Source organism: Rhodococcus sp. C1, assembly GCF_020809065.1.
In the GTDB taxonomy this organism is placed as follows: Bacteria; Actinomycetota; Actinomycetes; order Mycobacteriales; family Mycobacteriaceae; genus Rhodococcus_F; species Rhodococcus_F qingshengii.
Genome location: NZ_CP078080.1, coordinates 3,434,884 through 3,457,666, shown reverse-complemented (window position 1 = coordinate 3,457,666; position 22,783 = coordinate 3,434,884). Strand labels below are relative to the sequence as shown.

At 62.0% G+C, this 22,783-nt stretch carries 20 protein-coding genes; 11 read left to right on the top strand and 9 right to left on the bottom strand.

The genetic code is table 11. The features are described 5' to 3' along the window. Positions 1-179 precede the first annotated feature (179 nt). On the top strand, positions 180-2,927 hold the full coding sequence (polA, locus tag KTR60_RS15860) for a DNA polymerase I (protein ID WP_007728727.1): 2,748 nt from the start codon (positions 180-182) through the stop codon (positions 2,925-2,927). Positions 2,928-2,985: 58 nt separating this feature from the next. Here the strand turns inward: polA and trxA are convergent, their stop codons facing one another. Together trxA and KTR60_RS15850 are read right to left on the bottom strand one after the other, a co-directional pair. Next, positions 2,986-3,357, bottom strand: a complete 372-nt coding sequence (trxA, locus tag KTR60_RS15855; protein ID WP_228401019.1) for a thioredoxin — start codon at positions 3,355-3,357, stop codon at positions 2,986-2,988. A 74-nt stretch (positions 3,358-3,431) separates the two neighbouring features. Then, positions 3,432-4,427 carry a helix-turn-helix domain-containing protein gene (locus tag KTR60_RS15850; protein WP_003944097.1) on the bottom strand — a complete coding sequence of 332 codons (996 nt, stop codon included), beginning with the start codon at positions 4,425-4,427 and terminating at the stop codon, positions 3,432-3,434. Positions 4,428-4,640: 213 nt separating this feature from the next. On the opposite strand from KTR60_RS15850, the gene KTR60_RS15845 reads away from it, so the two are divergent. After that, positions 4,641-5,570: a DMT family transporter gene (locus tag KTR60_RS15845; RefSeq protein ID WP_228401018.1), complete on the top strand. Its 930-nt coding sequence runs from the start codon at positions 4,641-4,643 to the stop codon at positions 5,568-5,570. On the opposite strand, the gene KTR60_RS15840 is transcribed toward KTR60_RS15845, so the two are convergent. Further along, positions 5,515-6,090: a 2'-5' RNA ligase family protein gene (locus tag KTR60_RS15840; RefSeq protein ID WP_175280088.1), complete on the bottom strand. Its 576-nt coding sequence runs from the start codon at positions 6,088-6,090 to the stop codon at positions 5,515-5,517. The genes KTR60_RS15845 and KTR60_RS15840 overlap by 56 nt on opposite strands. On the opposite strand from KTR60_RS15840, the gene KTR60_RS15835 reads away from it, so the two are divergent. From KTR60_RS15835 to KTR60_RS15820, 4 genes are all read left to right on the top strand, one after another. After that, positions 6,056-7,153 (top strand): isocitrate/isopropylmalate dehydrogenase family protein, encoded by a 1,098-nt coding sequence (locus KTR60_RS15835; RefSeq protein ID WP_228401017.1) that lies wholly within the window; start codon positions 6,056-6,058, stop codon positions 7,151-7,153. The two genes, KTR60_RS15840 and KTR60_RS15835, sit on opposite strands and share 35 nt — an antisense overlap. 206 nt (positions 7,154-7,359) lie before the next feature. Further along, the gene (locus tag KTR60_RS15830; protein WP_024487476.1) at positions 7,360-8,232 is read left to right on the top strand and encodes an ABC transporter substrate-binding protein; all 873 of its coding nucleotides are present in this window, start codon (positions 7,360-7,362) and stop codon (positions 8,230-8,232) included. Next, positions 8,232-9,188 carry an amino acid ABC transporter permease gene (locus KTR60_RS15825; protein ID WP_019748635.1) on the top strand — a complete coding sequence of 319 codons (957 nt, stop codon included), beginning with the start codon at positions 8,232-8,234 and terminating at the stop codon, positions 9,186-9,188. The genes KTR60_RS15830 and KTR60_RS15825 overlap by 1 nt, the downstream gene beginning before the upstream one ends. After that, positions 9,185-9,946 (top strand): amino acid ABC transporter ATP-binding protein, encoded by a 762-nt coding sequence (locus KTR60_RS15820; RefSeq protein ID WP_019748634.1) that lies wholly within the window; start codon positions 9,185-9,187, stop codon positions 9,944-9,946. The genes KTR60_RS15825 and KTR60_RS15820 overlap by 4 nt, the downstream gene beginning before the upstream one ends. A gap of 3 nt (positions 9,947-9,949) precedes the next feature. Here the strand turns inward: KTR60_RS15820 and KTR60_RS15815 are convergent, their stop codons facing one another. Then, a complete protein-coding gene (locus KTR60_RS15815; RefSeq protein WP_064074472.1) occupies positions 9,950-10,795 on the bottom strand; it encodes a class I SAM-dependent methyltransferase in 846 nt (281 codons plus the stop codon). Positions 10,796-11,132: 337 nt separating this feature from the next. Here KTR60_RS15815 and rpsA point away from each other — a divergent pair, with 337 nt between their 5' ends. Then, positions 11,133-12,620 (top strand): 30S ribosomal protein S1, encoded by a 1,488-nt coding sequence (gene rpsA, locus KTR60_RS15810; RefSeq protein WP_003944095.1) that lies wholly within the window; start codon positions 11,133-11,135, stop codon positions 12,618-12,620. Between the two features lie 179 nt (positions 12,621-12,799). On the opposite strand, the gene KTR60_RS15805 is transcribed toward rpsA, so the two are convergent. Continuing rightward, positions 12,800-13,015 (bottom strand): hypothetical protein, encoded by a 216-nt coding sequence (locus tag KTR60_RS15805; RefSeq protein WP_003944056.1) that lies wholly within the window; start codon positions 13,013-13,015, stop codon positions 12,800-12,802. Between the two features lie 159 nt (positions 13,016-13,174). Here KTR60_RS15805 and coaE point away from each other — a divergent pair, with 159 nt between their 5' ends. Continuing rightward, positions 13,175-14,389 carry a dephospho-CoA kinase gene (gene coaE, locus KTR60_RS15800; RefSeq protein WP_030536741.1) on the top strand — a complete coding sequence of 405 codons (1,215 nt, stop codon included), beginning with the start codon at positions 13,175-13,177 and terminating at the stop codon, positions 14,387-14,389. Between the two features lie 4 nt (positions 14,390-14,393). Here the strand turns inward: coaE and KTR60_RS15795 are convergent, their stop codons facing one another. Continuing rightward, on the bottom strand, positions 14,394-14,912 hold the full coding sequence (locus KTR60_RS15795) for a DUF402 domain-containing protein (RefSeq protein WP_054187412.1): 519 nt from the start codon (positions 14,910-14,912) through the stop codon (positions 14,394-14,396). Positions 14,913-14,998: 86 nt separating this feature from the next. Between KTR60_RS15795 and uvrB the strand changes: the two genes are divergently transcribed. The 3 genes from uvrB (at position 14,999) to KTR60_RS15780 (ending at position 18,723) form a co-directional block, all read left to right on the top strand. Then, the gene (gene uvrB / locus KTR60_RS15790; protein WP_007728743.1) at positions 14,999-17,161 is read left to right on the top strand and encodes an excinuclease ABC subunit UvrB; all 2,163 of its coding nucleotides are present in this window, start codon (positions 14,999-15,001) and stop codon (positions 17,159-17,161) included. Positions 17,162-17,206: 45 nt separating this feature from the next. After that, positions 17,207-18,082, top strand: coding sequence for an SCO6745 family protein (locus KTR60_RS15785; protein ID WP_007728746.1), 876 nt, complete (start codon positions 17,207-17,209; stop codon positions 18,080-18,082). A gap of 188 nt (positions 18,083-18,270) precedes the next feature. Then, positions 18,271-18,723 (top strand): universal stress protein, encoded by a 453-nt coding sequence (locus KTR60_RS15780; RefSeq protein ID WP_003944055.1) that lies wholly within the window; start codon positions 18,271-18,273, stop codon positions 18,721-18,723. A 1-nt stretch (position 18,724) separates the two neighbouring features. Here the strand turns inward: KTR60_RS15780 and KTR60_RS15775 are convergent, their stop codons facing one another. The 3 genes from KTR60_RS15775 to KTR60_RS15765 form a co-directional block, all read right to left on the bottom strand. After that, positions 18,725-19,186: a DUF732 domain-containing protein gene (locus tag KTR60_RS15775; protein ID WP_073513273.1), complete on the bottom strand. Its 462-nt coding sequence runs from the start codon at positions 19,184-19,186 to the stop codon at positions 18,725-18,727. Positions 19,187-19,269: 83 nt separating this feature from the next. Next, positions 19,270-21,552 carry a HelD family protein gene (locus KTR60_RS15770; protein WP_054187411.1) on the bottom strand — a complete coding sequence of 761 codons (2,283 nt, stop codon included), beginning with the start codon at positions 21,550-21,552 and terminating at the stop codon, positions 19,270-19,272. Between the two features lie 132 nt (positions 21,553-21,684). Then, entirely contained in the window at positions 21,685-22,617 is a 933-nt protein-coding gene (locus KTR60_RS15765; protein ID WP_003944048.1) for a DoxX family protein, read from the bottom strand. Positions 22,618-22,783 lie beyond the last annotated feature (166 nt).

Here is a 22,783-nt window from a genome sequence, read left to right as displayed (position 1 = left end):
CTGCGATTTCCGGACTCTAACGGCTCCGTTCGCTTCAAATGGGGTTCTGAGATTTCCGGGATGTTTCGGTTCCGTATCGAAGGCCGAAGGCTGCATCAATTGTCCGATTCTTGTGTCTGTTCCTGCGTAAACAACGGCGAAGGCGTCGATGTCGGTCGCGATCCCTAGACTGATGAACCGTGAGCCCCGCAACCACAACTCGGTCCAGCACGTCCACCGCTCCAGCCGGCACCACCGGCAAGGCGGACGATCGCCCTCTTCTGATGCTTCTCGACGGGCATTCGTTGGCGTTTCGCGCCTTCTACGCGCTGCCTGCAGAGAACTTCAAGACACACAGTGGGCAGGCCACCAACGCGGTGTACGGCTTCACGTCGATGTTGATCAACCTTCTTCGTGACGAGCAGCCCACCCACCTGGCCGCGGCCTTCGACGTGTCGCGTCAGACGTTTCGCGCCGACCTGTTCCCCGAATACAAGGCGCAGCGCGCGAAGGCTCCTGACGAATTCAAGGGCCAGATCGACATCACCAAGGACGTTCTCGGCGCGCTGGGCATCCCGGTCATGGCCGAGGAAGGTTTCGAAGCCGACGACGTGATCGCCACCTTGACCACGCAGGCGGAGGCCCTCGGATACCGGGTTCTCGTCGTGACCGGTGACCGTGACTCGCTGCAACTGGTGACCGACAACGTCACTGTGCTCTACCCGAAGAAGGGTGTCTCGGAGCTCACCCGATTCACGCCGACGGCCGTAGAGGAGAAGTACAGCCTCAGCCCGGCGCAGTATCCCGATTTTGCTGCACTGCGCGGCGACCCGAGTGACAACCTCCCCGGCATCCCCGGCGTCGGCGAGAAGACCGCCACCAAGTGGATCCGTGAGTACGGCGACCTGCAGGGACTGGTCGACAACGTGGACAAGGTCCGCGGCAAGGTGGGCGACTCACTGCGGGAGAACCTCGCGAACGTCCTGCTCAATCGTCAGCTCACCGAAATGGTTCGCGACGTTCCCTTGCCGTACACGCCCGAGCAGTTGGTGTTGGCCCCGTGGGACCGCGAGAAGATTCATGCGTTGTTCGACGATCTCGAGTTCAAGGTTCTCCGCGATCGACTGTTCGCGACCCTGTCGTCGTCCGAGCCCGAAGCAGAGGAAGGGTTCGAGGTCAGCGGCGACGCACTCGCCCCGGGTGCGGTTGCCGCGTGGCTCGACGCCCACGCACGAACCGGTGAGCGTCACGGCGTGACGGTGCTCGGAACCAGAACTCCGTTCGCCGGCGACGTCACTGCACTCGCGATCGCGGCCTCCGACGGTGAATGTGCATACATCGCGGCGTCGACGGCAACACCGGAAGACGAAGCAGCTCTCGGTGATTGGCTCGCCGACGCATCGCAGCCGAAGGCGCTGCACGAAGCCAAGTGGGCGATCCATGCTCTGCGTGGGCGTGGTTGGACGCTCGGTGGACTGACCAGCGACACTGCTCTGGCCGCGTACCTCGTCCGGCCGGGCCAGCGCAGCTTCAATCTCGACGACCTCTCGCTCCGCTACCTCAAGCGTGAACTGCGCGCCGAAACATCCGGCCAGGAACAGCTTTCACTGCTCGACGACACCGAGCAGCTCGATGCCGAAGCGGCCGAGACCGCGATGCTCAGCGCTCAGGCCGTTCTCGACTTGGCAGCTGCACTGGACACCGAGTTGGAGTCGATCGAATCCAAGTCGCTCCTCTCCGACATGGAACTGCCGTTGACGATCGAGCTCGCTCAGATCGAGGCCACCGGCATCGCCGTCGACAGCGCGCATCTGCACGATCTTCAGAGCCGTTTCGCCTCCCAGGTCGCCGACGCCGCAAACTCGGCCTACGAGGTGATCGACAAGCAGATCAACCTGGGTTCGCCGAAGCAGCTGCAGGTGGTCTTGTTCGAAGAACTCGACATGCCCAAGACGAAGAAGACGAAGACGGGCTACACCACCGACGCCGAGGCGTTGCAGGGTCTGTTCGACAAGACAGGACACCCGTTCCTCGAACACCTTCTCGCGCACCGTGATGCGACGCGTATGAAGGTGACCGTCGACGGTCTTCTCAAGGCCGTAGCCGAAGACGGACGCATTCACACGACGTTCAACCAGACGGTTGCCGCGACCGGACGTCTGTCGTCGACCGATCCGAACTTGCAGAACATCCCGGTGCGAAACGACGCGGGGCGCGAGATTCGCGACGGATTCGTAGTCGGGCAAGGGTTCGACGTTCTACTCACTGCCGACTACAGCCAGATCGAAATGCGCATCATGGCGCATGTATCAGGCGACGAGGGACTGATCGAGGCATTCAACACCGGTGAGGACCTGCACAGCTTTGTCGGCTCGCGCGCATTCGGTGTACCGATCGAAGAGGTGACTCCAGAACTGCGGCGCCGGGTCAAGGCGATGTCCTACGGTCTGGCCTACGGGCTCAGTGCCTACGGATTGGCGTCGCAGCTGAAGATTTCGACCGAAGAAGCGAAGCAGCAGATGGATGCGTACTTCGCTCGTTTCGGCGGCGTGCGGGATTACCTCCACGCGGTGGTCGAGCAGGCACGTAAGGACGGCTACACCTCGACGCTCTACGGTCGTCGTCGCTACCTGCCGGACCTCAACAGCGACAACCGTCAGCGTCGTGAGGTTGCCGAACGTGCTGCCCTCAATGCGCCGATCCAGGGCACTGCGGCCGACATCATCAAGGTGGCGATGATCAACGTGCAGAAGGCTCTCGCTGACGCCGGATTGAAGTCGCGCATGCTGTTGCAGGTGCACGACGAATTGGTGCTCGAAGTGGTTGCCTCCGAGTTGGAGGAGGTCACCGCGCTGGTCAAGGACAAGATGGCCACCGCCATCGAGCTGTCGGTACCTCTGGATGTTTCGGTGGGAACCGGTCGAAGCTGGGACAGCGCGGCTCACTAGGCAGCAACGAAAAAGGCTGGGCCGGAATCGACTTCGATTCCGGCCCAGCCTTTTCACGCTATTCAGCAGATGCGGTCTGCTCTGCGATCTGCCTGCGGACCTCGTCCATGTCGAGTGCCTTGACCTGAGTGACGAGCTCCTCGAGCTGAGCGGCGGGAAGCGCGCCGGCCTGGTTGAACACGAGTACGCCTTCGCGGAAGGCCATGATCGTGGGGATGGAGCGGATGTTGGCGGCCGCTGCGATTCCCTGCTCGGCCTCGGTGTCGACCTTGGCGTGAACGACGTCGGCATGCTTCTCCGAAGAGGCTTCGAACGTCGGTGCGAACTGGCGGCACGGGCCGCACCAGGAGGCCCAGAAGTCCACGAGGACGACGTCGCTGCCGTTGATCGTTTCGTCGAAGTTCTGCTGGGTGAGTGTCTGGGTGGCCACAGGGGTCCTTTCCATTGTGCGGGCTGTTGGTGTGTGCAACGCCCCGGAACCGCTGATTCTTCCCTGAGCCGATTTCAGCTTGCGTTCTCGGTCGCCCGAAACGTCCGGCGGTAGGCCTGCGGCGTGGTGCAACGCAGACGAATGAAGTGCTGGCGAAGCACGGCACCGCCGCCGAATCCGACGCGTTCTGCGATGACGTCGACGGAGAGGTCGGAATTCTCGAGGAGATGTTGGGCGGCCAGTACTCGCTGATCGCTGAGCCAGCGGGCGGGGGTTGTTCCCGTTTCCGCTTGGAAACGGCGCGCGAACGTGCGCGCGGACATGTTCGCGCGGGCTGCGACCATGCCCACAGTGAGGTCGAGGGCGAGGTTCTCCGTCATCCAGTCGAGGAGCGGGGCAAGGGTTGCACTCGGCGTCGAGGCGAGGGGAGTGGCAACGTACTGGGCTTGCCCACCGTCACGATGGGGCGGCACCACCATCCTTCTCGCGATGCCATTGGCAACGCGAGAACCCTGTTCTTTTCGGACGATGTGCAGGCACAGGTCAATTCCTGCCGCGGTGCCTGCGCTGGTGAACACCGGATCTTCGTCCACGTACAACACGTCCGGATCGACCTTGGCTTCCGGATACGTCTGGGCAAGCCTCTCTGCATGCCGCCAATGCGTCGTGCATCGCCTTCCGTCCAGTAGTCCAGCCGCCCCGAGGACAAACGCTCCGGTGCACAGACTCGCCACCTTGGCGCCCCGGGCTACGGCCTCGTTGAGTTTGACCAACAGGGGATCGACACTCGAGTCGGGACTCGGTGAGCACATGTACGCGTCGCCGGCGTCGTAGGTTCCGCCGGCGGACACGACGATGAGATCGGCGTCGTCGAGAGAATCGAGGTTGTACGGAACATCGATGTTGTACCCGAACCGCGTTCGGATCGGACCCGGAACTGCGGCGATCAGAGAGAAGTCGTACGTGGGGAGGCCGTCGTCGGATCGGTCGAAGCCGAAGACTTCACATGCCACGCCGAGTTCGAACGCCTCGGTCATCGGCATCAGTGGGACCACCACTTTCGCGAGCATCTTTCGAGTGTGACAGAAAAACAGGAAAGTGGCAGAAAATCGTCCAAGTCTGGCTTTTCTGCCACTACTGCCACGTGGGACATTCCGTCAGGCTGGACACATGGCAATCATCGTCGTCAGCGTCTTGGTCCTACTGGTCCTGAACGTACTAGCTCTTGCCGGCCGAACGCCCGACACTCGTCACGACGTCAGTCCGCACGGAGACTTCACCCTTTGAGGGCAAGTCTTGCCTTTCAATACACCGCAGCTGCGGTGGTGTGGGGAGCTAGTTTCCTCTTCATGAAGATCGGGCTCGAAGGTCTGTCCTTCACGCAGGTAGTTCTGTGGCGCTTGGTCTTCGGTGCGCTCGCGCTGGTTCTCGTGTCAGCGGTCAGCCGGATCGGCCTACCGAGGGACTTTCGCGTCTGGAAACACATGGCTTTTCTCGCAGCGACACAATGCATCGTGCCGTGGCTGCTGTTCAGTTGGGCGGAGCAAAACATGTCCTCGGGACTCGCGAGCATCTACAACGCCACCACACCACTGATGACTATGGCTGTCTCCCTTGCCTTTCTGCCGGGGGAGACGCTGACGCGATACAAATCGCTGGGGTTGCTTCTCGGATTCGGTGGGGTGCTGATCGTATTGGCGCCGTGGAATCTCGGCGTCGGCGGAAGTGTCAGTTCTCAGGTCGCTTGCCTGGGAGCGACTGCGTCGTACGGGATTTCGTTTGTCTACCTCAGACGTTTCATGCTTCCTCTCGGCGTCGACACCCGCACAGTCGCGCTATTACAGATCAGTATCGGAGCTTTCGTGATGGTTCTGGCCTCACCGGTCATCGCGAATACACCGATGCACCTGACGCCGGCAATTGTCCTGTCGATGATCGCTCTGGGCGCACTGGGGACCGGGCTCGCATTCATCTGGAACACCAATGTCGTTCAGGGGTGGGGGCCGACTGCGGCGTCCACCGTCACTTATCTCAGTCCAGTGGTGGGCGTCGCTCTCGGCGCAATAGTCTTGAACGAAAGCGTTGGCTGGAATCAGCCGGTTGGTGCACTCGCGGTGATCGCGGGAATCCTGGTGACCCGACGTGCAACCCGCTCTGTCACAGCGGCGGCGTCAGTAACCATTCCGTCTTCTGTTCGCCGTCCCAGCGCCTGATCGCGCCGCAGCGCCCTTGAATCACGTCGGTGCCCAGCAGGGCGATGGCTTCACCCAGACGTGCAGGTTCGACGCGTCGGGCGAGCGTTACATGAGGCGTCCACGCGCCGGGCTCGACGTGGGCGGGAAGCGCCGTCGAACCAACGGTTGCCTCGGCTATTTCTCGGTGCAGGTGAAGGAGTGCGCGCGAAGGAATGACCGAGCGCGCCAAGACCATCTGCTTGCCGCCGAACACGATGTAGCCACCGAGTCGGACCTCGAAGTCCGGGGCCGAGAAGCGCCGCTTCAACAGTCCGTCGACCTCCGCGGGGATCTCACGGGCGACGAACAGTGTGATGTGCGGACGGTTGGACGGGCTGTGATGAGAGGCCTGACTGGGTAAACCGGCGTCGGCGAGAAGCTGCCACTGTGCTCGGACTGCCGACTCACTCACCGGATCGAGGAGCAATTCCACCGACTGGACCATGGTGAGCAATGATTGCCTGATGACAGGTGCGAGCGCAATCGGTACTTCGGCCATGCGGCTGGGACTCATGCACGGCGACGGAATCGGCCACGAAATCGTCCCGGCGACACGGCAGATCGTGGATGCGGCGTTGTCAGCGGTTCATGCTCCGCCCGTCGAGTGGGTCGAGCTTCCGCTCGGGAGTACGGCCATCGACACTCACGGCACGCCGATTCCCGACGAAACCATCGATGCGTTGGGGCAGCTGCAGGGGTGGATTCTCGGACCCCACGACAGTGCGTCCTATCCGGAGAGGTTTCGCGGACAACTCACACCCGGCGGCGTCATCCGGAAGAAGTTCGAGCTGTTCGCGAACATTCGGCCGGCAGCGGCGTTCCCCGGTGTCAAGGCAATGGTCCCCGACATGGATCTGGTGATCGTCCGCGAGAACACCGAGGGGTTGTACGCGGATCGGAACATGGCAGTCGGCAGCGGCGAGTTCATGCCGACGCCCGACATCGCGCTGGCCGTCGGTGTGTTCACCCGCGCTGCGTGTGAACGGATCGCACGCACTGCCTTCGCGTTGGCGTCGCGACGGCGCAATCACGTCACGATCGTCCACAAAGCCAACGTCCTCACACTGACCACCGGCCTGTTCCGTGACGCCTGCCGAACAGTCGCTGCGGAGTACCCACACGTAGTCGTCGACGACGAGCACGTCGACGCGATGGCGGCGCACCTGGTTCGGCGCGGCGGCGACTTCGATGTCGTGGTGACCGAAAACATGTTCGGCGACATCTTGTCGGATCTGGCGGGCGAGCTGTCCGGTTCACTCGGAACCGCGCTGTCGATCAACGCTTCCGAGACGCAGGTCATGGCTCAGGCTGCGCACGGTGCCGCACCCGACATCGCCGGGAAGAATCGGGCGAACCCGACGGCACTGTTCCTCTCGAGTGCAATGATGCTCGACTGGCTCGGTGATGCGCGTGGCGATCGGTTGTTGTCTGCGGCAGCACGCCGGATTTCAGATGCCGTTCGCACGACCATCGCGTCGGGCATCGCGACCGCCGACCTCGGCGGTTTGGCATCGACCAGCGAATTTTCCGAAGTCGTGTACGCACACACTCTGCGTCGCTGATTCTTGTACGACAGGCCGGAATCTTGCGAAGTCGGCGACGGTGGAACTCCTGCCGTAACCTACCGTTCGACTGAATTTCGGATGGACGTTGCAAGTGCGGCGATCGACGAGTGGAGAGCAGAGTCGTGGTCGATGAAAACGCACGGGCACCAAGGCCACGTGGCGTGAGTTATGGCTCGAGCAGTGGCGGGCGTATCCGCGCCAACGTGGTGCGAGTCCTGTTGGTGGGCTTGATCGTCGCATTGTGCGGCGGATGTGTCACCAACAACGAGGGTCTCGTTCCGGAAGGGCCGCCACTTGATGTCCAGAAGGTGCCCGAGATCGCCGCACTTCTGCCGTCCAAGGTCACGGATTCGGGCAAACTGCAGGTCGGGGTCAACATTCCTTACGCGCCAAACGAATTCAAGGACGCGGACGGCAACATCGTCGGTTTCGACGTCGACCTGATGAATGCCGTTGCCGCCGTGCTCGGGGTCGAAGCTGTCTTCAACCAAGCCGACTTCGACAAGATCATCCCCGCTATTCAGTCGGGAAGCTACGACCTCGGCATGTCTTCGTTCACCGACTCCAAGGAGCGCGAGAAGACGGTCGACTTTGTCACGTACTACAGCGCGGGTATCCAGTGGGCCCAGCGGCCGGACAAGCCAGTCGATCCGAACAATGCGTGCGGGCTTCGGGTGGCGGTGCAGACCACGACCACCGAGGACATCGACGAGGTGCCGGCCAAGAGCGAGGCCTGCGTGGCCGAGGGCAAACCCCCGATCGACAAGATCAAGTACGACAGCCAGGACGACGCGGCCAACGCGCTCATTCTCGGTCGAGTCGACGCGCTGTCCGCTGATTCACCAGTGACCGGCTATGCGATCAAACGGAGCAAGGGCCGGATGGAAGCTGCGGGAGAACCCTTCGATTCGGCGCCTTACGGCTGGCCGATCGTCAAGGGCTCCGCCCTCGGTCCCGCCCTGCAGCAGGCAATGCAGTACCTGATCGACAACGGTGTCTATCAACAGATCGCGCAGACCTGGAGTGTCGAGGCCGGCGTCATCGAAGTATCCAAGATCAACGGCGCGGAAAGCTGATGAACATGACAACAACTGAGACCGGCGATCCGGTGCCGATCAAGGCGATTCCACTACGCAGACCTGGTCGTTGGATTGCCGCGGTCGTCGTCGTGGTCCTCTTCGGACTGTTCGTTTACGGCGCGGCGACCAACGAAGCCTTTGCATGGGGGACTTACGGTCAGTATCTGTTCGACAAACGCATCTCCGCTGGTGCGTGGACAACGATCCAGCTGACGGTGCTGGCAATGGTGATCGCGATCGTCCTCGGTGTGATTCTGGCAGTCATGCGACTCTCTCCCAACCCGGTGCTTCGCGCCGCGGCTTGGGGCTATCTGTGGATCTTTCGAGGAACACCTGTCTACGTGCAGTTGGTCTTCTGGGGCCTGTTCCCGTCGATTTACAAGAGCATCGATCTCGGTATTCCCTTCGTACATCAGTTTGCGCACATCAATCTCCAGGACTTGCAGGCAGCGTTTCTGTTTGCCGTGATCGGTTTGGCATTGAACGAGGCCGCCTACATGGCCGAGATCGTCCGCGCCGGCGTGAGTTCGGTCAACGAGGGCCAGACCGAAGCATCTGTTGCATTGGGTATGACGTGGAGTCAGACGATGCGACGAACCGTTCTACCGCAGGCGATGCGCGTCATCATTCCGCCGACCGGTAACGAGGTCATCAGCATGCTCAAGACCACCTCGCTCGTGACGGCGGTCCCTTACAGCTTCGAGTTGTACGGTCGAGCGCGCGATATCTCGGGCGCCAACTTCGAGCCGATTCCCCTGTTGATGGTGGCGGCGACGTGGTACCTCGCAATCACGAGTCTGCTCATGATCGGGCAGTACTACGTCGAGCGTCACTATTCGAAGGGCGCAACCCGAGCACTGACCACACGCCAACTTCAGGCACTGGCCGACGCGCAAGGAAAAGCTACGGTAGTGGAAACGCTTCCGGATACCCCCGGAGGAGAACGCAAATGACACCCATGGTGAAAGCAGACCGAGTTTGTAAGAACTTCGGCGCATTGGAGGTGCTGAAAGGGATTTCGCTCGAAATCGACCCCGGTCAGGTCCTGTGTCTCGTCGGTCCGTCCGGATCAGGCAAGTCGACGTTCTTGCGCTGCATCAATCACCTCGAGCAGGTCAACGCCGGCCGACTGTACGTCGACGGCGACCTGGTGGGCTACTCGGAGAAGAACGGAAAACTGTACGAACTTCACCCGCGAGCAGCGGCCAAACAACGCCGCGACATCGGGATGGTGTTTCAGCACTTCAATCTGTTCCCGCACCGCACCGCTCTCGAGAACATCATCGAAGCGCCGACGCAGGTGAAGCGCGTCAGTAAGAAGAAGGCTGTCGAACGAGCGAAGGACCTCCTCGATCAGGTCGGGTTGAGCGCCAAAGCCAACGCCTACCCGGCCCAGTTGTCGGGTGGTCAGCAGCAAAGAGTTGCCATCGCCCGCGCACTCGCGATGGACCCGAAGCTCATGCTGTTCGATGAGCCGACGTCCGCGCTCGACCCCGAACTGGTCGGTGAAGTTCTCACCGTGATGAAGCAGTTGGCCAAAGAAGGCATGACGATGGTGGTCGTCACCCACGAGATGGGATTCGCCCGCGAGGTCGCCGACCAGTTGGTGTTCATGGACGGGGGAGTTGTGGTCGAGGCAGGCGAGCCGCGGGAACTCCTGGCCAATCCTCAGCACGACCGGACCAAGGCTTTCCTGTCGAAGCTGCTGTAGCCGTCAGGGTTTGACGGCGCTGAAAATTGCAGTGCCCGGAAAGAGTTGGCCGCGCAGGGGACTCCACTGTCCCCATTCGCGGTCCAACCACTCCGGCCATTCGGGCTCGATGATGTCGCGCACCTGAAGTCCGGCGGCGACGATCTCACGAACCCGGTCGCCGATGGTGCGGTGATGCTCGACGTAGGTGGGGACTCCGTTGTCATCGACCTCGACGTACGGGGTGCGGTCGAAGTAGGGGAGGGTCGCGGTCAAGCCCTTCGGCCCGGGATCGTCGGGGAAGATCCATCGAATCGGATGGTTGACGGCAAAGACCCACGATCCGCCGGGACGCAGAACCCGGGCGACTTCGTTCATCACTCGCTGCGAATCGGCAACGAACGGGACGGCGCCGAACGCGGAACAGACGATGTCGAAACTCCCGCCGGCAAACGGCAGGAGTTCCGCACTTGCCTGAATCAACGGGACTGCCGGTCCGCCGGCATTCATCGCGTCCTGCCCGCGGGCGAGCATCCCCATCGAGATGTCGAGACCGACGGCCCGAGCACCATGTCCGGCGAGCCATCGGGCACACGGCGCCGAGCCGCAACCCACTTCCAATATGTCTTTGTCGACTATGTCGCCGAGCAAGTGGTGATCGCCCTCGTGCAGCCCTTCGGGGCACCAGACGAATTCACCTTCCGCGCTGTTCACGCCCAGAAACTCGCCGTGGGTTCGGTGGTAATCGTCGGCGTCGGCGTCCCACCACGCACGGCTGGCGCGGTCGCTGGAACTCGAATCGACACGGACTCGGCCGACGCCGCTGGTACCGAGAATGGAATTGGCAGCGGCATGGCGCTCGTCAGACATGAACAACACAGTAGAACGGGTGATGCGGGCGCAGGGTACCCGGGTTTGCCCGGCAAGATAGCCGACGCGTAGTCTTACTCACGCGAGTGTCTGTCATCCGACCGATTGTCTATACGAGATCTTTACCAAGGTCTCGGAATCAGTCGGACCGAGGGAGCTCGCGGTGCGCTTCCGCGGTGTGGAATGTGATCCGGTATTCGGTTGTTCGTTATTGATGCAGCTGGGTACTTCGATCTAGTACTTCACAAAGTACTTCCAACATTTGTAGGCCACAGTTGCGCATCTCGTCCGACAAAATCCATCAACCGACCACAACTCGTCCGGAGCAATTCAACATATGCCCTCCACAACCGTCACCTCGCCGCAGGTTGCCATTAACGACATTGGCTCCGCCGAGGACTTCCTCGCCGCCATCGATGCCACGATCAAGTACTTCAACGATGGCGACATCGTCGAAGGAACCATCGTCAAGGTCGACCGCGACGAGGTTCTGCTCGACATCGGTTACAAGACCGAAGGCGTCATCCCTTCTCGTGAGCTCTCCATCAAGCACGACGTCGACCCCAATGAGGTCGTCTCCGTGGGAGATGCGGTCGAGGCTCTCGTCCTCACCAAGGAGGACAAAGAAGGTCGACTGATCCTGTCGAAGAAGCGCGCTCAGTACGAGCGTGCCTGGGGCACCATCGAGGAGCTCAAGGAGAAGGACGAGGCCGTCAAGGGCACCGTCATCGAGGTCGTCAAGGGCGGCCTCATCCTTGACATCGGTCTTCGTGGCTTCCTCCCCGCTTCGCTCGTCGAAATGCGTCGCGTCCGCGACCTCCAGCCGTACGTCGGCAAGGAGATCGAGGCCAAGATCATCGAGCTCGACAAGAACCGCAACAACGTGGTCCTGTCGCGCCGCGCATGGCTCGAGCAGACTCAGTCCGAGGTTCGCAGCGAATTCCTGCACCAGCTCCAGAAGGGCCAGGTCCGCAAGGGCGTCGTGTCCTCCATCGTCAACTTCGGTGCATTCGTGGACCTGGGCGGCGTAGACGGTCTGGTTCACGTTTCCGAGCTGTCTTGGAAGCACATCGATCACCCGTCCGAGGTTGTCGAGGTCGGCACCGAGGTCACCGTCGAGGTTCTCGACGTCGACCTGGACCGCGAGCGCGTCTCCCTGTCGCTCAAGGCAACGCAGGAAGATCCGTGGCGTCAGTTCGCCCGCACGCACGCCATCGGCCAGATCGTGCCCGGCAAGGTCACGAAGCTGGTTCCGTTCGGTGCATTCGTGCGCGTCGAAGAGGGAATCGAAGGCCTCGTTCACATCTCGGAGCTCGCTGAGCGCCACGTCGAGGTTCCGGACCAGGTTGTCGGCGTCGGCGACGATGCACTCGTCAAGGTCATCGACATCGACCTCGAGCGTCGTCGTATCTCGCTGTCGCTGAAGCAGGCCAACGAGGATTACAACGCCGAGTTCGATCCGTCCAAGTACGGCATGGCCGACTCGTACGACGAGCAGGGCAACTACATCTTCCCCGAGGGCTTCGATCCCGAGACCAACGAATGGCTCGAGGGCTTCGACAAGCAGCGTGAAGAGTGGGAGAACCGCTACGCCGAGGCTGAGCGTCGCCACAAGATGCACACCGCTCAGATGGAGAAGACCGCTGCAGACGAGGCCGCTGAGGCTGCCACCGCTGCTGCCGGCTACTCCTCGGAGACGGCTGCTGCAGACGACGCCGAGGCTCCGGCTGCTGCCGGCTCCGCTCCGGCCGAGTCCGCTGGCGGATCGCTTGCCAGCGATGCACAGCTCGCCGCACTTCGCGAGAAGCTGTCGGGCAACGCATAAGGATTACCGCTTGATCTGATCAGGCGAGATCTGTGAAGAACCCCGCCCCTGCACGTGCAGGGACGGGGTTCTTTTCTCTGCCAGGTGTCACTTGCGAGCGAAGAATCAATTCAGTGAGTGAACACAAAAATGACCGGCACCGAGGGGTTGCCGGTCATTTTGTACTTCGTGAAGAGAACTCAGTTTGCGGGAGCAGGCACCCAGTAGGTGGCGGTCGCTTCGGCTGTGCGCTTACGCATCGACGCGAAGCTGTGTCGGCCTTGGCTCACGAGCATCGTGAACCACGTACGACGGTGCTCTGCCAGGGCAAAAGCAACTTCGGGAAACTCTATGCAGTGCACGCCGTTCGGCATTCCGAGGCGGTGCTGACCGTGATGGTCGCGATCTGCTCGCATGGCGTCCACTTTCTCGAGAAGGTGCAGGTACAGGTGCGTTCGCTAGAACATAACCGCACGGTCACCGAAATTGTGGTATTTGAGCCTCGAACGCCCCGGCGTGTTCGATCAGTAGGCGTGTCTGAATCTCTCGGGCGCGGAGATGAGAGACTGTCGAGTGTGTTGAGAGTTGGCCTCACTGGAGGCATCGGAGCCGGTAAGTCGACAGTGTCGAAAATCCTCAGCGAACTGGGAGCCGTCATCGTCGACGCCGACCTAATCGCCCGAGAAGTGGTCGAGCCCGGTACCCCGGGACTTGCCGCTCTGGTCGATGCATTCGGCGACGGGATTCTGTCCGAGGACGGCAGCCTCAACCGACCCGCGCTGGCGTCGTTGGCGTTTGCCGACGACACGTCACGCGGAACTCTCAACGGCATCCTCCACCCACTGATCGGTGCGCGGACGATGGAGCAGATTTCGTCTGCGCCGTCGGATGCAGTGCTCGTTCAAGATATTCCGCTGTTGGTCGAGGGTTCGATGGCGCCGGCATTCAATCTGGTCGTCATCGTTTACGTCGACGAGGAGGAACGAGTTCGACGCTTGGTGGGCTCGCGCGGCATGCCTGAATCCGACGCTCGTGCGCGCATCGCAGCGCAGGCAAATGACGATCAGCGTCGTGCTGTTGCCGACGTGTGGCTCGACAACAGCGGAGAGCCGGGTTCACTCGACGACGTGGTCCGCGACTTGTGGGCGAATCGACTTGTTCCCTTCGAGAAGAACCTCCGCGAGGGCACGGTAGTGCGCGCACTGCCCGAGCTGACTCCAGCCGACCCGTCGTGGCCGGCGCAGGCCGAACGAATCATCGGCCGGTTGTCGTTGGCGTCCGGTGACCGCGCGCGCCGTATCGATCACATCGGATCGACCGCAGTGCCTGGTCTCGATGCCAAGGACGTGATCGACATTCAGATCACTGTCGAGCACCTCGGCGTTGCCGACGACCTCGCGGAAGATCTGGCCGCTGCCGGGTTCCCCCGGATCGAGCACATCGTCGCCGACGACCCGAAACCGTCGTACCTCGGTGGCGAGACCGATCCGGCGGTGTGGGCGAAGCGGATCCACGGGAGTGCCGATCCAGGGCGCCGCGCGAACATTCACATTCGGGTGGACGGTTGGCCAGGTCAGCAGTTCGCGATCCTGTTCCGCGACTGGCTTCGCGCCGATGCGTCGGCGCGTGCCGAATATGCCGAACTCAAGGTCAAGGCAGCCGAGAGTGCCGCAGGCATCGACGACTACGCCGCTGCGATCGACGCCTACCTGGGAGTCAAGACGCCGTGGTTCGACGCCGCTTTCCACCGGGCATGGGAGTGGGCCGAGAAATCAGGCTGGTCCCTCTAACCACTCAGCGCCACGTGACCGGCATGCCCACCGAGGTGAGCCAGGCGTCGAGATCGTGACCGTGGGCGGCGATGCCGTCGATAGCGCGGGCCGCGTTCAGCATCGCACGCTCTGACGTCTTCGGGTCGAGAATCCCGGCGGTGTTCGCCTCGAGCAATTCGTCGACGTCGAGCAATTCGACGCTGCGTCCGGTCTGCACGATCAGGTCGAGGTAGTGGTCCTCGGACGTCCAGACCTGGTCGCCGCGGATGAAGTCGCCGATGTCGACATAGAAATCCCAGTCTCGGATGTGTTCCGGGGTGAAGTGCAGGATCGACGCCCGAATTCCGAGTTCGGGAATGATCCAGGACTCCAGGTAGTGAAACCGGGGATGGTCGGCGTGGCGCGCCATGTACAGCCCCCACGGTTCTTCGCGGTAGTGCTCGACCGGGCGAACGAAGCCCTTGGGATCGACGTTGGTGCGAGCTGCGATGTCGAAGGTTTCGACCTTCGGCCGGTGAATGTGGGGACGTTCCTCGCTCATGGTCGAAGAACCTACCGCCGAACTGCATTTTCGGCTGAACGCGGACGAGCGGGCATTGTGTCGGTAGGTGCGCTTACCCTGGTTTCATGGCGTTTGCTTCCGAACATCCCGTGGTCGCGCATTCCGAGTTTCGGCCGGTTGGTGACATCGAGCGCTCAGACGCGCGCTTCGAGGTCGTCAGCCCGTACGAACCGGCAGGCGATCAGCCGGCAGCTATCGCCGAGCTGGAGAAACGGATCAACGAGGGGGAGAAGGACGTAGTCCTCCTCGGTGCGACCGGTACCGGTAAGTCGGCCACGACTGCGTGGTTGATCGAGAAGCTGCAGCGCCCAGCTCTGGTGATGGCTCCGAACAAGACTTTGGCGGCTCAGCTCGCGAACGAGCTTCGGGAAATGCTACCCAACAACGCGGTCGAGTACTTCGTCTCGTACTACGACTACTACCAACCCGAGGCGTACATCGCCCAGACGGACACCTACATCGAGAAGGATTCGTCCGTCAACGACGATGTCGAGCGGCTGCGCCACTCGGCGACGTCCAGCCTTCTGTCACGACGGGACGTGGTCGTGGTGGCCTCGGTGTCGTGCATCTACGGCCTCGGTACACCGCAGTCGTACCTCGATCGCTCGATTCAGCTGGACGTCGGTGTGGAGGTACCGCGGGATGCGTTCCTGCGTCTGCTCGTCGACGTTCAGTACAACCGCAACGACATGGCGTTCACGCGAGGTTCGTTCCGCGTGCGCGGCGACACGGTCGAGATCATTCCGTCGTACGAAGAGCTGGCGGTCCGCATCGAATTCTTCGGTGACGAGATCGAGGCACTGTACTACCTCCATCCACTGACTGGTGACATCGTTCGCCAGGTCGACACGGTTCGTATCTTCCCGGCGACGCACTACGTCGCCGGCCCTGAACGCATGGAGCGTGCCGCCAAGGACATCGAGGCGGAACTCGAAGAGCGACTCGCCGAACTCGAAGGCAAGGGCAAGCTCCTCGAGGCTCAGCGTCTGCGCATGCGTACGCAATACGACCTCGAGATGATCAAACAGGTCGGATTCTGCTCCGGCATCGAGAACTACTCGCGCCACATCGACGGCCGTGGCCCTGGAACTGCCCCCGCAACCTTGATCGACTACTTCCCGGAAGATTTCCTTCTGGTCATCGACGAGTCGCACGTGACGGTTCCTCAGATCGGCGCCATGTACGAGGGCGATATGTCGCGCAAGCGAAACCTGGTCGAGTTCGGATTCCGGCTACCGTCGGCAACAGACAACCGCCCTCTGACTTGGGAAGAATTCAGTCAGCGGATCGGTCAGACCGTCTACTTGTCGGCGACACCAGGTAAGTACGAGTTGGGTCAGTCCGGCGGTGAGTTCGTCGAGCAGGTGATCCGCCCGACCGGATTGATCGATCCCGAGGTCATCGTCAAACCCACCAAGGGACAGATCGACGATCTCGTTCACGAAATCCGCGAGCGAGCGGAACGTGACGAGCGTGTGCTGGTCACGACGTTGACCAAGAAGATGTCGGAAGATCTGACCGATTACCTGCTCGAACTCGGTATTCGCGTCCGCTACCTGCACTCGGATATCGATACGCTCCGGCGAGTCGAGTTGCTCCGTCAGCTCCGCCTGGGGGAGTACGACGTGCTGGTCGGCATCAACCTCCTGCGTGAGGGACTCGACCTTCCCGAGGTGTCGCTGGTCGCGATTCTCGATGCCGACAAAGAAGGTTTCCTACGTAGCTCCACCAGCCTCATTCAGACGATCGGCCGAGCGGCTCGAAATGTATCCGGTCAAGTGCACATGTATGCGGACAAGATCACCGCTTCCATGGCGCAGGCCATCGAGGAAACCGAGCGACGACGCGAGAAGCAGGTCGCCTACAACGAGAAGATGGGCGTCGACCCACAACCTCTACGCAAGAAGATCGCGGACATTCTCGATCAGGTGTACGAGGAGGCAGAGGACACCGCGGCGTCCGTGGACGTCGGTGGTTCGGGTCGCAATGCGACGCGTGGTCGGCGTGCGCAGGGTGAGGCCGGTCGTGCGGTCAGTGCGGGTGTGTACGAGGGGCGCGACACCAAATCGATGCCTCGCGCCGAATTGGCAGATCTGGTCAAGGAACTCACCGATCAGATGATGAACGCTGCCCGCGACCTTCAGTTCGAGTTGGCTGGGCGATTGCGAGACGAAATCTCGGATTTGAAGAAGGAGCTTCGAGGAATGGACGCCGCGGGTCTCAAGTAGGTCGCCTCGCGTGCGTTCGTGCTTTCGACCGCTACGGTTTCAGGTATGGATGCACAGACTGCAGGCAAGACCGCGCGGACTCTCGAACTTCTCCATTCCTTGGCGTACTTCGTCCCGGAGACGGAGAAGGAACTTGTCGGCGTCGGGTTGGAGCCTGGCCGAATGGTGTACTTTGCCGGGCGATCAGCTCCGCTCGGCGCTCCACCCGCGACTGTCGTCACGGCCACCTTCTTCAACTTCAATCCTGAATTGATCGCCAGTGTCATCCCACGTGCCTGGGAATTGGCAAGGCCCACAGAGGTTGTCGCCGCGCGGTATCGGGCAATCGACGCGGCGTACGTCCGCCTGTTCGGTGCAGACGTGACAGGATCGGCGGACATGGCCGAGGCCGCCGAACTCGTGTCGATCGCTGCCCAGAACATTCCTGGAGTGGACGGCCGCCCTCTGTACGCGGGTTGGGCGTCGCTCGACTGGCCGGCCGAGCCGCACCTGCGTTTCTGGCACGCGCTGACACTGCTGCGTGAGTATCGCGGTGACGGCCACATTGCGGCCCTTCAGACCGCGGGATTGAACGGCCTGGACGCGTTGATCACGCACACCGCGACGGGAATCGGGTTTCAGCGCAAATTCGCGCAGACTCGCCGTGGATGGTCGCAGGAACAGTGGGACGAGGCCGTCGAGAGTTTGAAGGACCGCGAACTGCTGGATCGTTCGTCCGGTGCGCTGACCGAGGACGGGCAGGACTTGCGTGACGTCGTCGAAGACCTGACGGACGACCTCGCTTTGGCTCCGTGGGATGCGCTGGGTGAGGAGGGTGCCAAGCGGTTGCTGGAATTGGCGACGCCGTGGCGTACCGCCCTGGTCGAGCAGGAAGTATTTCCGGCGGCGCTGTTCGGGCCCCGCTTTGGCAAACTTCGCTGAGTGGTCACCACCGAACAAATGTGTCTGTGACGAAGAATCACATTCACTGTGGGCTTGTGGCGTGTACTGCAAATAACACTATCCGCGGCACAATCCCGCTAATGTCAGCGCAGCGGTTGTCGAGCGGGCGCAACAGCGTTGCGCCCGGTGCCGGCCGTACCGTCCGTCCCGTAACCATGGAGGAATGAATGAGTGCCTACCGGACCGTTGTCGTAGGAACCGATGGCTCCGAGTCGTCACTGAAGGCAGTCGACAGAGCTGCCGCCATTGCCAGTGGCTCGGACGCTCAGCTCGTCATCGCGTGTGCGTACTACCCGGCTGATCCCAAGGACGTGAGCGCTGCCGCTGATGCGTTGGGTAACGAGGCCTACCAGGTCACCGGTTCCGCTCCGACCTACGAGATCCTTCGCACCGCTCGTGAGCGCGCACATGCCCAGGGGGCAAAGGATGTTGTCGAGCGCGCCGTCGTCGGCGCTCCCGTCGAATCGCTTCTCGCTTTGCTCGACGAGGTGAAGGGCGACTTGCTGGTCGTCGGAAATCGCGGATTGAACACGTTGACCGGGCGTCTACTCGGATCGGTGCCTTCCGATGCCGCTCGCAAGGCGACGTCCGATGTCCTGATCGTGCACACCGTTCGCTGAACTACCGGCAGTACTCGGCCTCGGCCGCATCGACGAACACTTCAGCCAGCTGATCGGCGCTGGGGGGTGTTGTCGATGCGGCCGAGCCGTTTCCGGAGGTGACCATTGGTTCGCTTGCTCCGTTCAGCGATACCGCCCGCAGATTCGCGATGATCATCGCTCGATCCGTTCCGGCCGCGAGCTGCTGGCAGACGCCGTCACCGAGCGCCTGCAACATGTCGTCGGAAAAGGCGGGCGTGACCCCGGTAGACGCGAGCGCCGCCCGCAGCCTTTCTGCCACGTCTACCGGTTTTTCGGTCGGTGCGGCAGCAACAGCAGCGATGTCGTCGCTGCCTGCAGCAGCCGTCGAACTCGAATCATCCTCTGAGCAACCGGCTGTCACCGCCGCAAGCATCCCGACGCCGATCACCACGCGAGCGATCTTGCGGATGGGTGCGGCGGAACTTGCGGGCAGGCCAAGCACGAGGGGTCATTCCTTCAGTCGTCGACACAAATTGGAGTGACACCACCATTCGTGGTGTCACGCACGAACCTACTCCGTGATGCTCACGAATCGAAGGCCAACTCTGCTGCTTCGACGCCGTCGAGAACCGCGGGGAGCGACTCGACGTGAATGATGCCGAGCCTCTGGGTAGCGCGGGTCAATGCGACGTAGAGGTCGTTCATTCCGCGTGGTGACTCGTCGAGAATGTCGGCAGGTTCGACGATCAACACGGTGTCGAACTCGAGTCCCTTGACGTCCTTGACGGACAGGACGCTTACGGTGTCACTCGCTAGGCCCGCCAGATCGGCAACAACCTCGGAACCGGCGATCACTGCGGTGATACCGGGATGCGACTCGGACTCGATGCAACGGCGCACGGTCGATTCCAATTCTTCGGCCGTGGTCTTGAGCGCCCACGGCGCGAATCCGCTGTCGCGTACCGACCGGGGCACGGATTGCTCCGGGTCGATCTCTTCGAGCACACGGTGCGCGACATCCATGATCTCCGAGGGAGTTCGGTAGTTGACGGTCAGTTCGGTGAGCTTCCAGCGCTTGGCGACGTAAGGCTCGAGAATCTTCTGCCAGGACGAAGTTCCCGCGGGATCACCGGTCTGAGCTGTATCGCCGACCAACGTCATCCAGCGATTCGGTATGCGCCGCATCAGCATTCGCCACGCCATTTCGGAGAGCTCTTGGGCTTCGTCGACGATCACGTGACCGTAGGTCCAGGTTCGGTCGCCGGCAGCGCGTTCTGCCGTGGTCTGGCGCTGGCCCTGATCGTGGCGTTGGGCGAGTTGGCTGGCGTCGATCAAGTCGTACGCCATCAAGATCTCGGGATCCATCTCGTCTTCGAGATCCTGTGGTGCAGACCCGGTGAGGATGTCGAGGGCGCCCTGGGCGTCGGCGATCTGCGCGCGCCATTCACGTTGTGCGCGTTCGCGTTCGGCGGCGTCGTCGACGCCGAGAATCTCGGCCAGTTCGTCGAGCAGGGGAGCATCGGCCGCACTGAAACCCGGTCCGACGCTCTGCAGAAGCTCGTCGCGTTGGGCGTCGTCGAGTTGCGGCGCTGCCTTGGCCAACCTCGCCGGCGACGTCCACAGTTCCGCGAGGATTTGCTGCGGCGACAATTCGGGCCACAGCTTTCCGATGGCGGACATGATGTCCGGGTCCTCACGCATCTCGTCGCGAATGTCGGCGATGTCGTCCCGACTGAGGAGTGACCCACCGTCGACGAGGTTTCCGCCGATGAGTTCGGCCATCTGCAGTGCCAACGCCTCGATGACTGCTGCCACGAAGATCGGGCGCGCCAGGTTGTGTGGGCGACGCGACGACCGAGCACGCCCGCGCGCCTTCGTGACAGTCTTTCGATCCAGCTTCAAGTCGTACGTGTCGAATCGAAGGGTAATCGGCTTCGACGGAACTTCCTGCCGATCCCGGACGGCGTTCTTGAGCACGTCGAGGATCGCGAGGGAACCCTTGATCTCACCGGCGGCGAGGGAATCCGTACGAGTCGCACGCACTCCGGGGTACAGGTCCCCGATCGTCGAGAGTAGAACTCCGGTCTCACCGAGTGAAGGAAGGACCTGGCTGATGTAGTCGAGGAACGTCGCGTTCGGCCCGATGATGAGAACACCGGCCTTGGCCAGTTGCTGGCGGTAGGTGTAGAGCAAGAAGGCGGCACGGTGAAGGGCGACTGCGGTTTTGCCGGTACCCGGACCGCCCTGGACGACCAAAACGCTCTTGTGCTCGGAGCGGATGATGGCATCCTGCTCACTCTGAATGGTCTCGACGATGTCGTTCATCTGACCCGTACGCGCTGCGTTCAGAGCGTCCAGGAGAGCGCTCTCACCGGCGACGCCGCCGGCTTCGGTCACCACGCCTGCGGCGCGGGCCGCGTCGAGGTCCAGGTATTCGTCGTTGATGCCGGTGACTGTGCGGCTCCGACTGCGAATATGGCGTCGCCGCTTCACGCCCTCGGGTGCCGCGGGCGTCGCCAGATAGAACGGGCGTGCCATCGGAGCTCGCCAGTCGAGGAGCAGCGTTTCGTAGTCGTTGTCGGTGTCCAGGATTCCCAGTCGGCCGACGTAGCGTCGCTCGTCGTCGAAGTCGATGCGTCCGAAACACATTCCGTTCTCGGCTGCGTCGTACTTGGCGAGATCCTCGGTGTACATGGCGTTGAAGGATTCGCGTTCGCTGCGTGCTTGCGGGGTTCCGCCGGTCTCGAGGAGGACCGTGCTCAAGCGAGTTTGGGCATACTTTCGAAGATCGTCGAGACGGGAGTACAACATCGTCACGTACTGCTGCTCGAGCTCTTGCTCGTTCAGTGACGGGTCCGCGTCGGGCAAAGGATCTCCTAGGCTTGATGAGAAATTCACGCGCTGCAAAAGCGCCAAGACAGTCTAGTTCCCCCAGATGAACTGCCGCATAGATACAGGTCAGGCCACCCGAAGGTGGCCTGACCGTGTCTTTCGGTGCACTCAGTGCGTCAATTCGTCCTTCTTGGCGCGAGCCTTTTCGAGCGCCTTCTCTGCGCGCTTGCGAGCACGCTTACCCAGCACCTCGGTCTGCTCCGACGCCGTTTCGGCCCACTCGTTGCTCTTCTCGAGGGCGAGTTCGGCGAACTCCGAGCTGCGCTTGCTCGCCAGCTCTGCCAGTTCGGCGCTGCGCTCGCGTGCGGTCTCGGCCAGTTCGGAGCCGCGCTTCTGCGCGACTTCGAGGATGTCCGGGCCGCGTTCCTTGGCGACCTCTCCGAATTCCGCGGCTCGCTTGCTCGCGATCTCCGCGAACTCGGAGCTGCGCTCCTTCGCAAGTTCGAGCCAATCCGTGCCGTGTGCCTTCGCGGTTTCGGCAAGCTCGGAACCGCGTTCGGACGCCACCGACAGAGCATGCTCGACGCGATCGCTCGTGTGATCGGTCTGCGATGCGACCAAAGGAAGTGCTGCGGCGATAGACGCCTGGGCCTTCTTCGCGGCGCGACGGCCGCGCCAGCCGAGCGACGGCTTGCCCTCGGTGTCGACGGAGGCGATCATCAGTCCGCCGAGCAAACTGACGTTCTTGATGAAGTTTGTGCGCTGCATCGCTCGCAGTGACGGATCGGTTTCGTTCCAGAAGTCGTGACCGGCAAGCGTGGTCGGTACCAGGCTCCCCGCGAGCACCAACGACGCGAGCCGCGGCGCCTTGCCGGTGGCCAGCAGCGCACCGCCGCCGATCTGGACGGCGGCGTTGATCTTGACGAGTGTTTCCGGATCAGCAGGCACCTTCTGCGTCACTGCTCCTGGCAGCGTCTCGACGGATTTGTCGATCAGCGGTGACGCTTTGGCTGCTCGCTGAGCAGGGTTGCGCAAAGCATCGATTCCCCCGGCGATGAAGATCGTGGAAAGCAGTGGACGAGCAATTCGACGTACCAGCATGTTTCAAGCCTCCCGATGTAGGTTCGTTTTCCACCCTAGCGATCTCACAAGGAATTGGTCCGGTTCGGCGATCCCGGCACGCCTGACCCGGTTGACGGATTCCTGGTCGCCGAAACGCGCTGTACTGCGACGATGACTTCTCCACTGATCCGGACACACCGTTCTG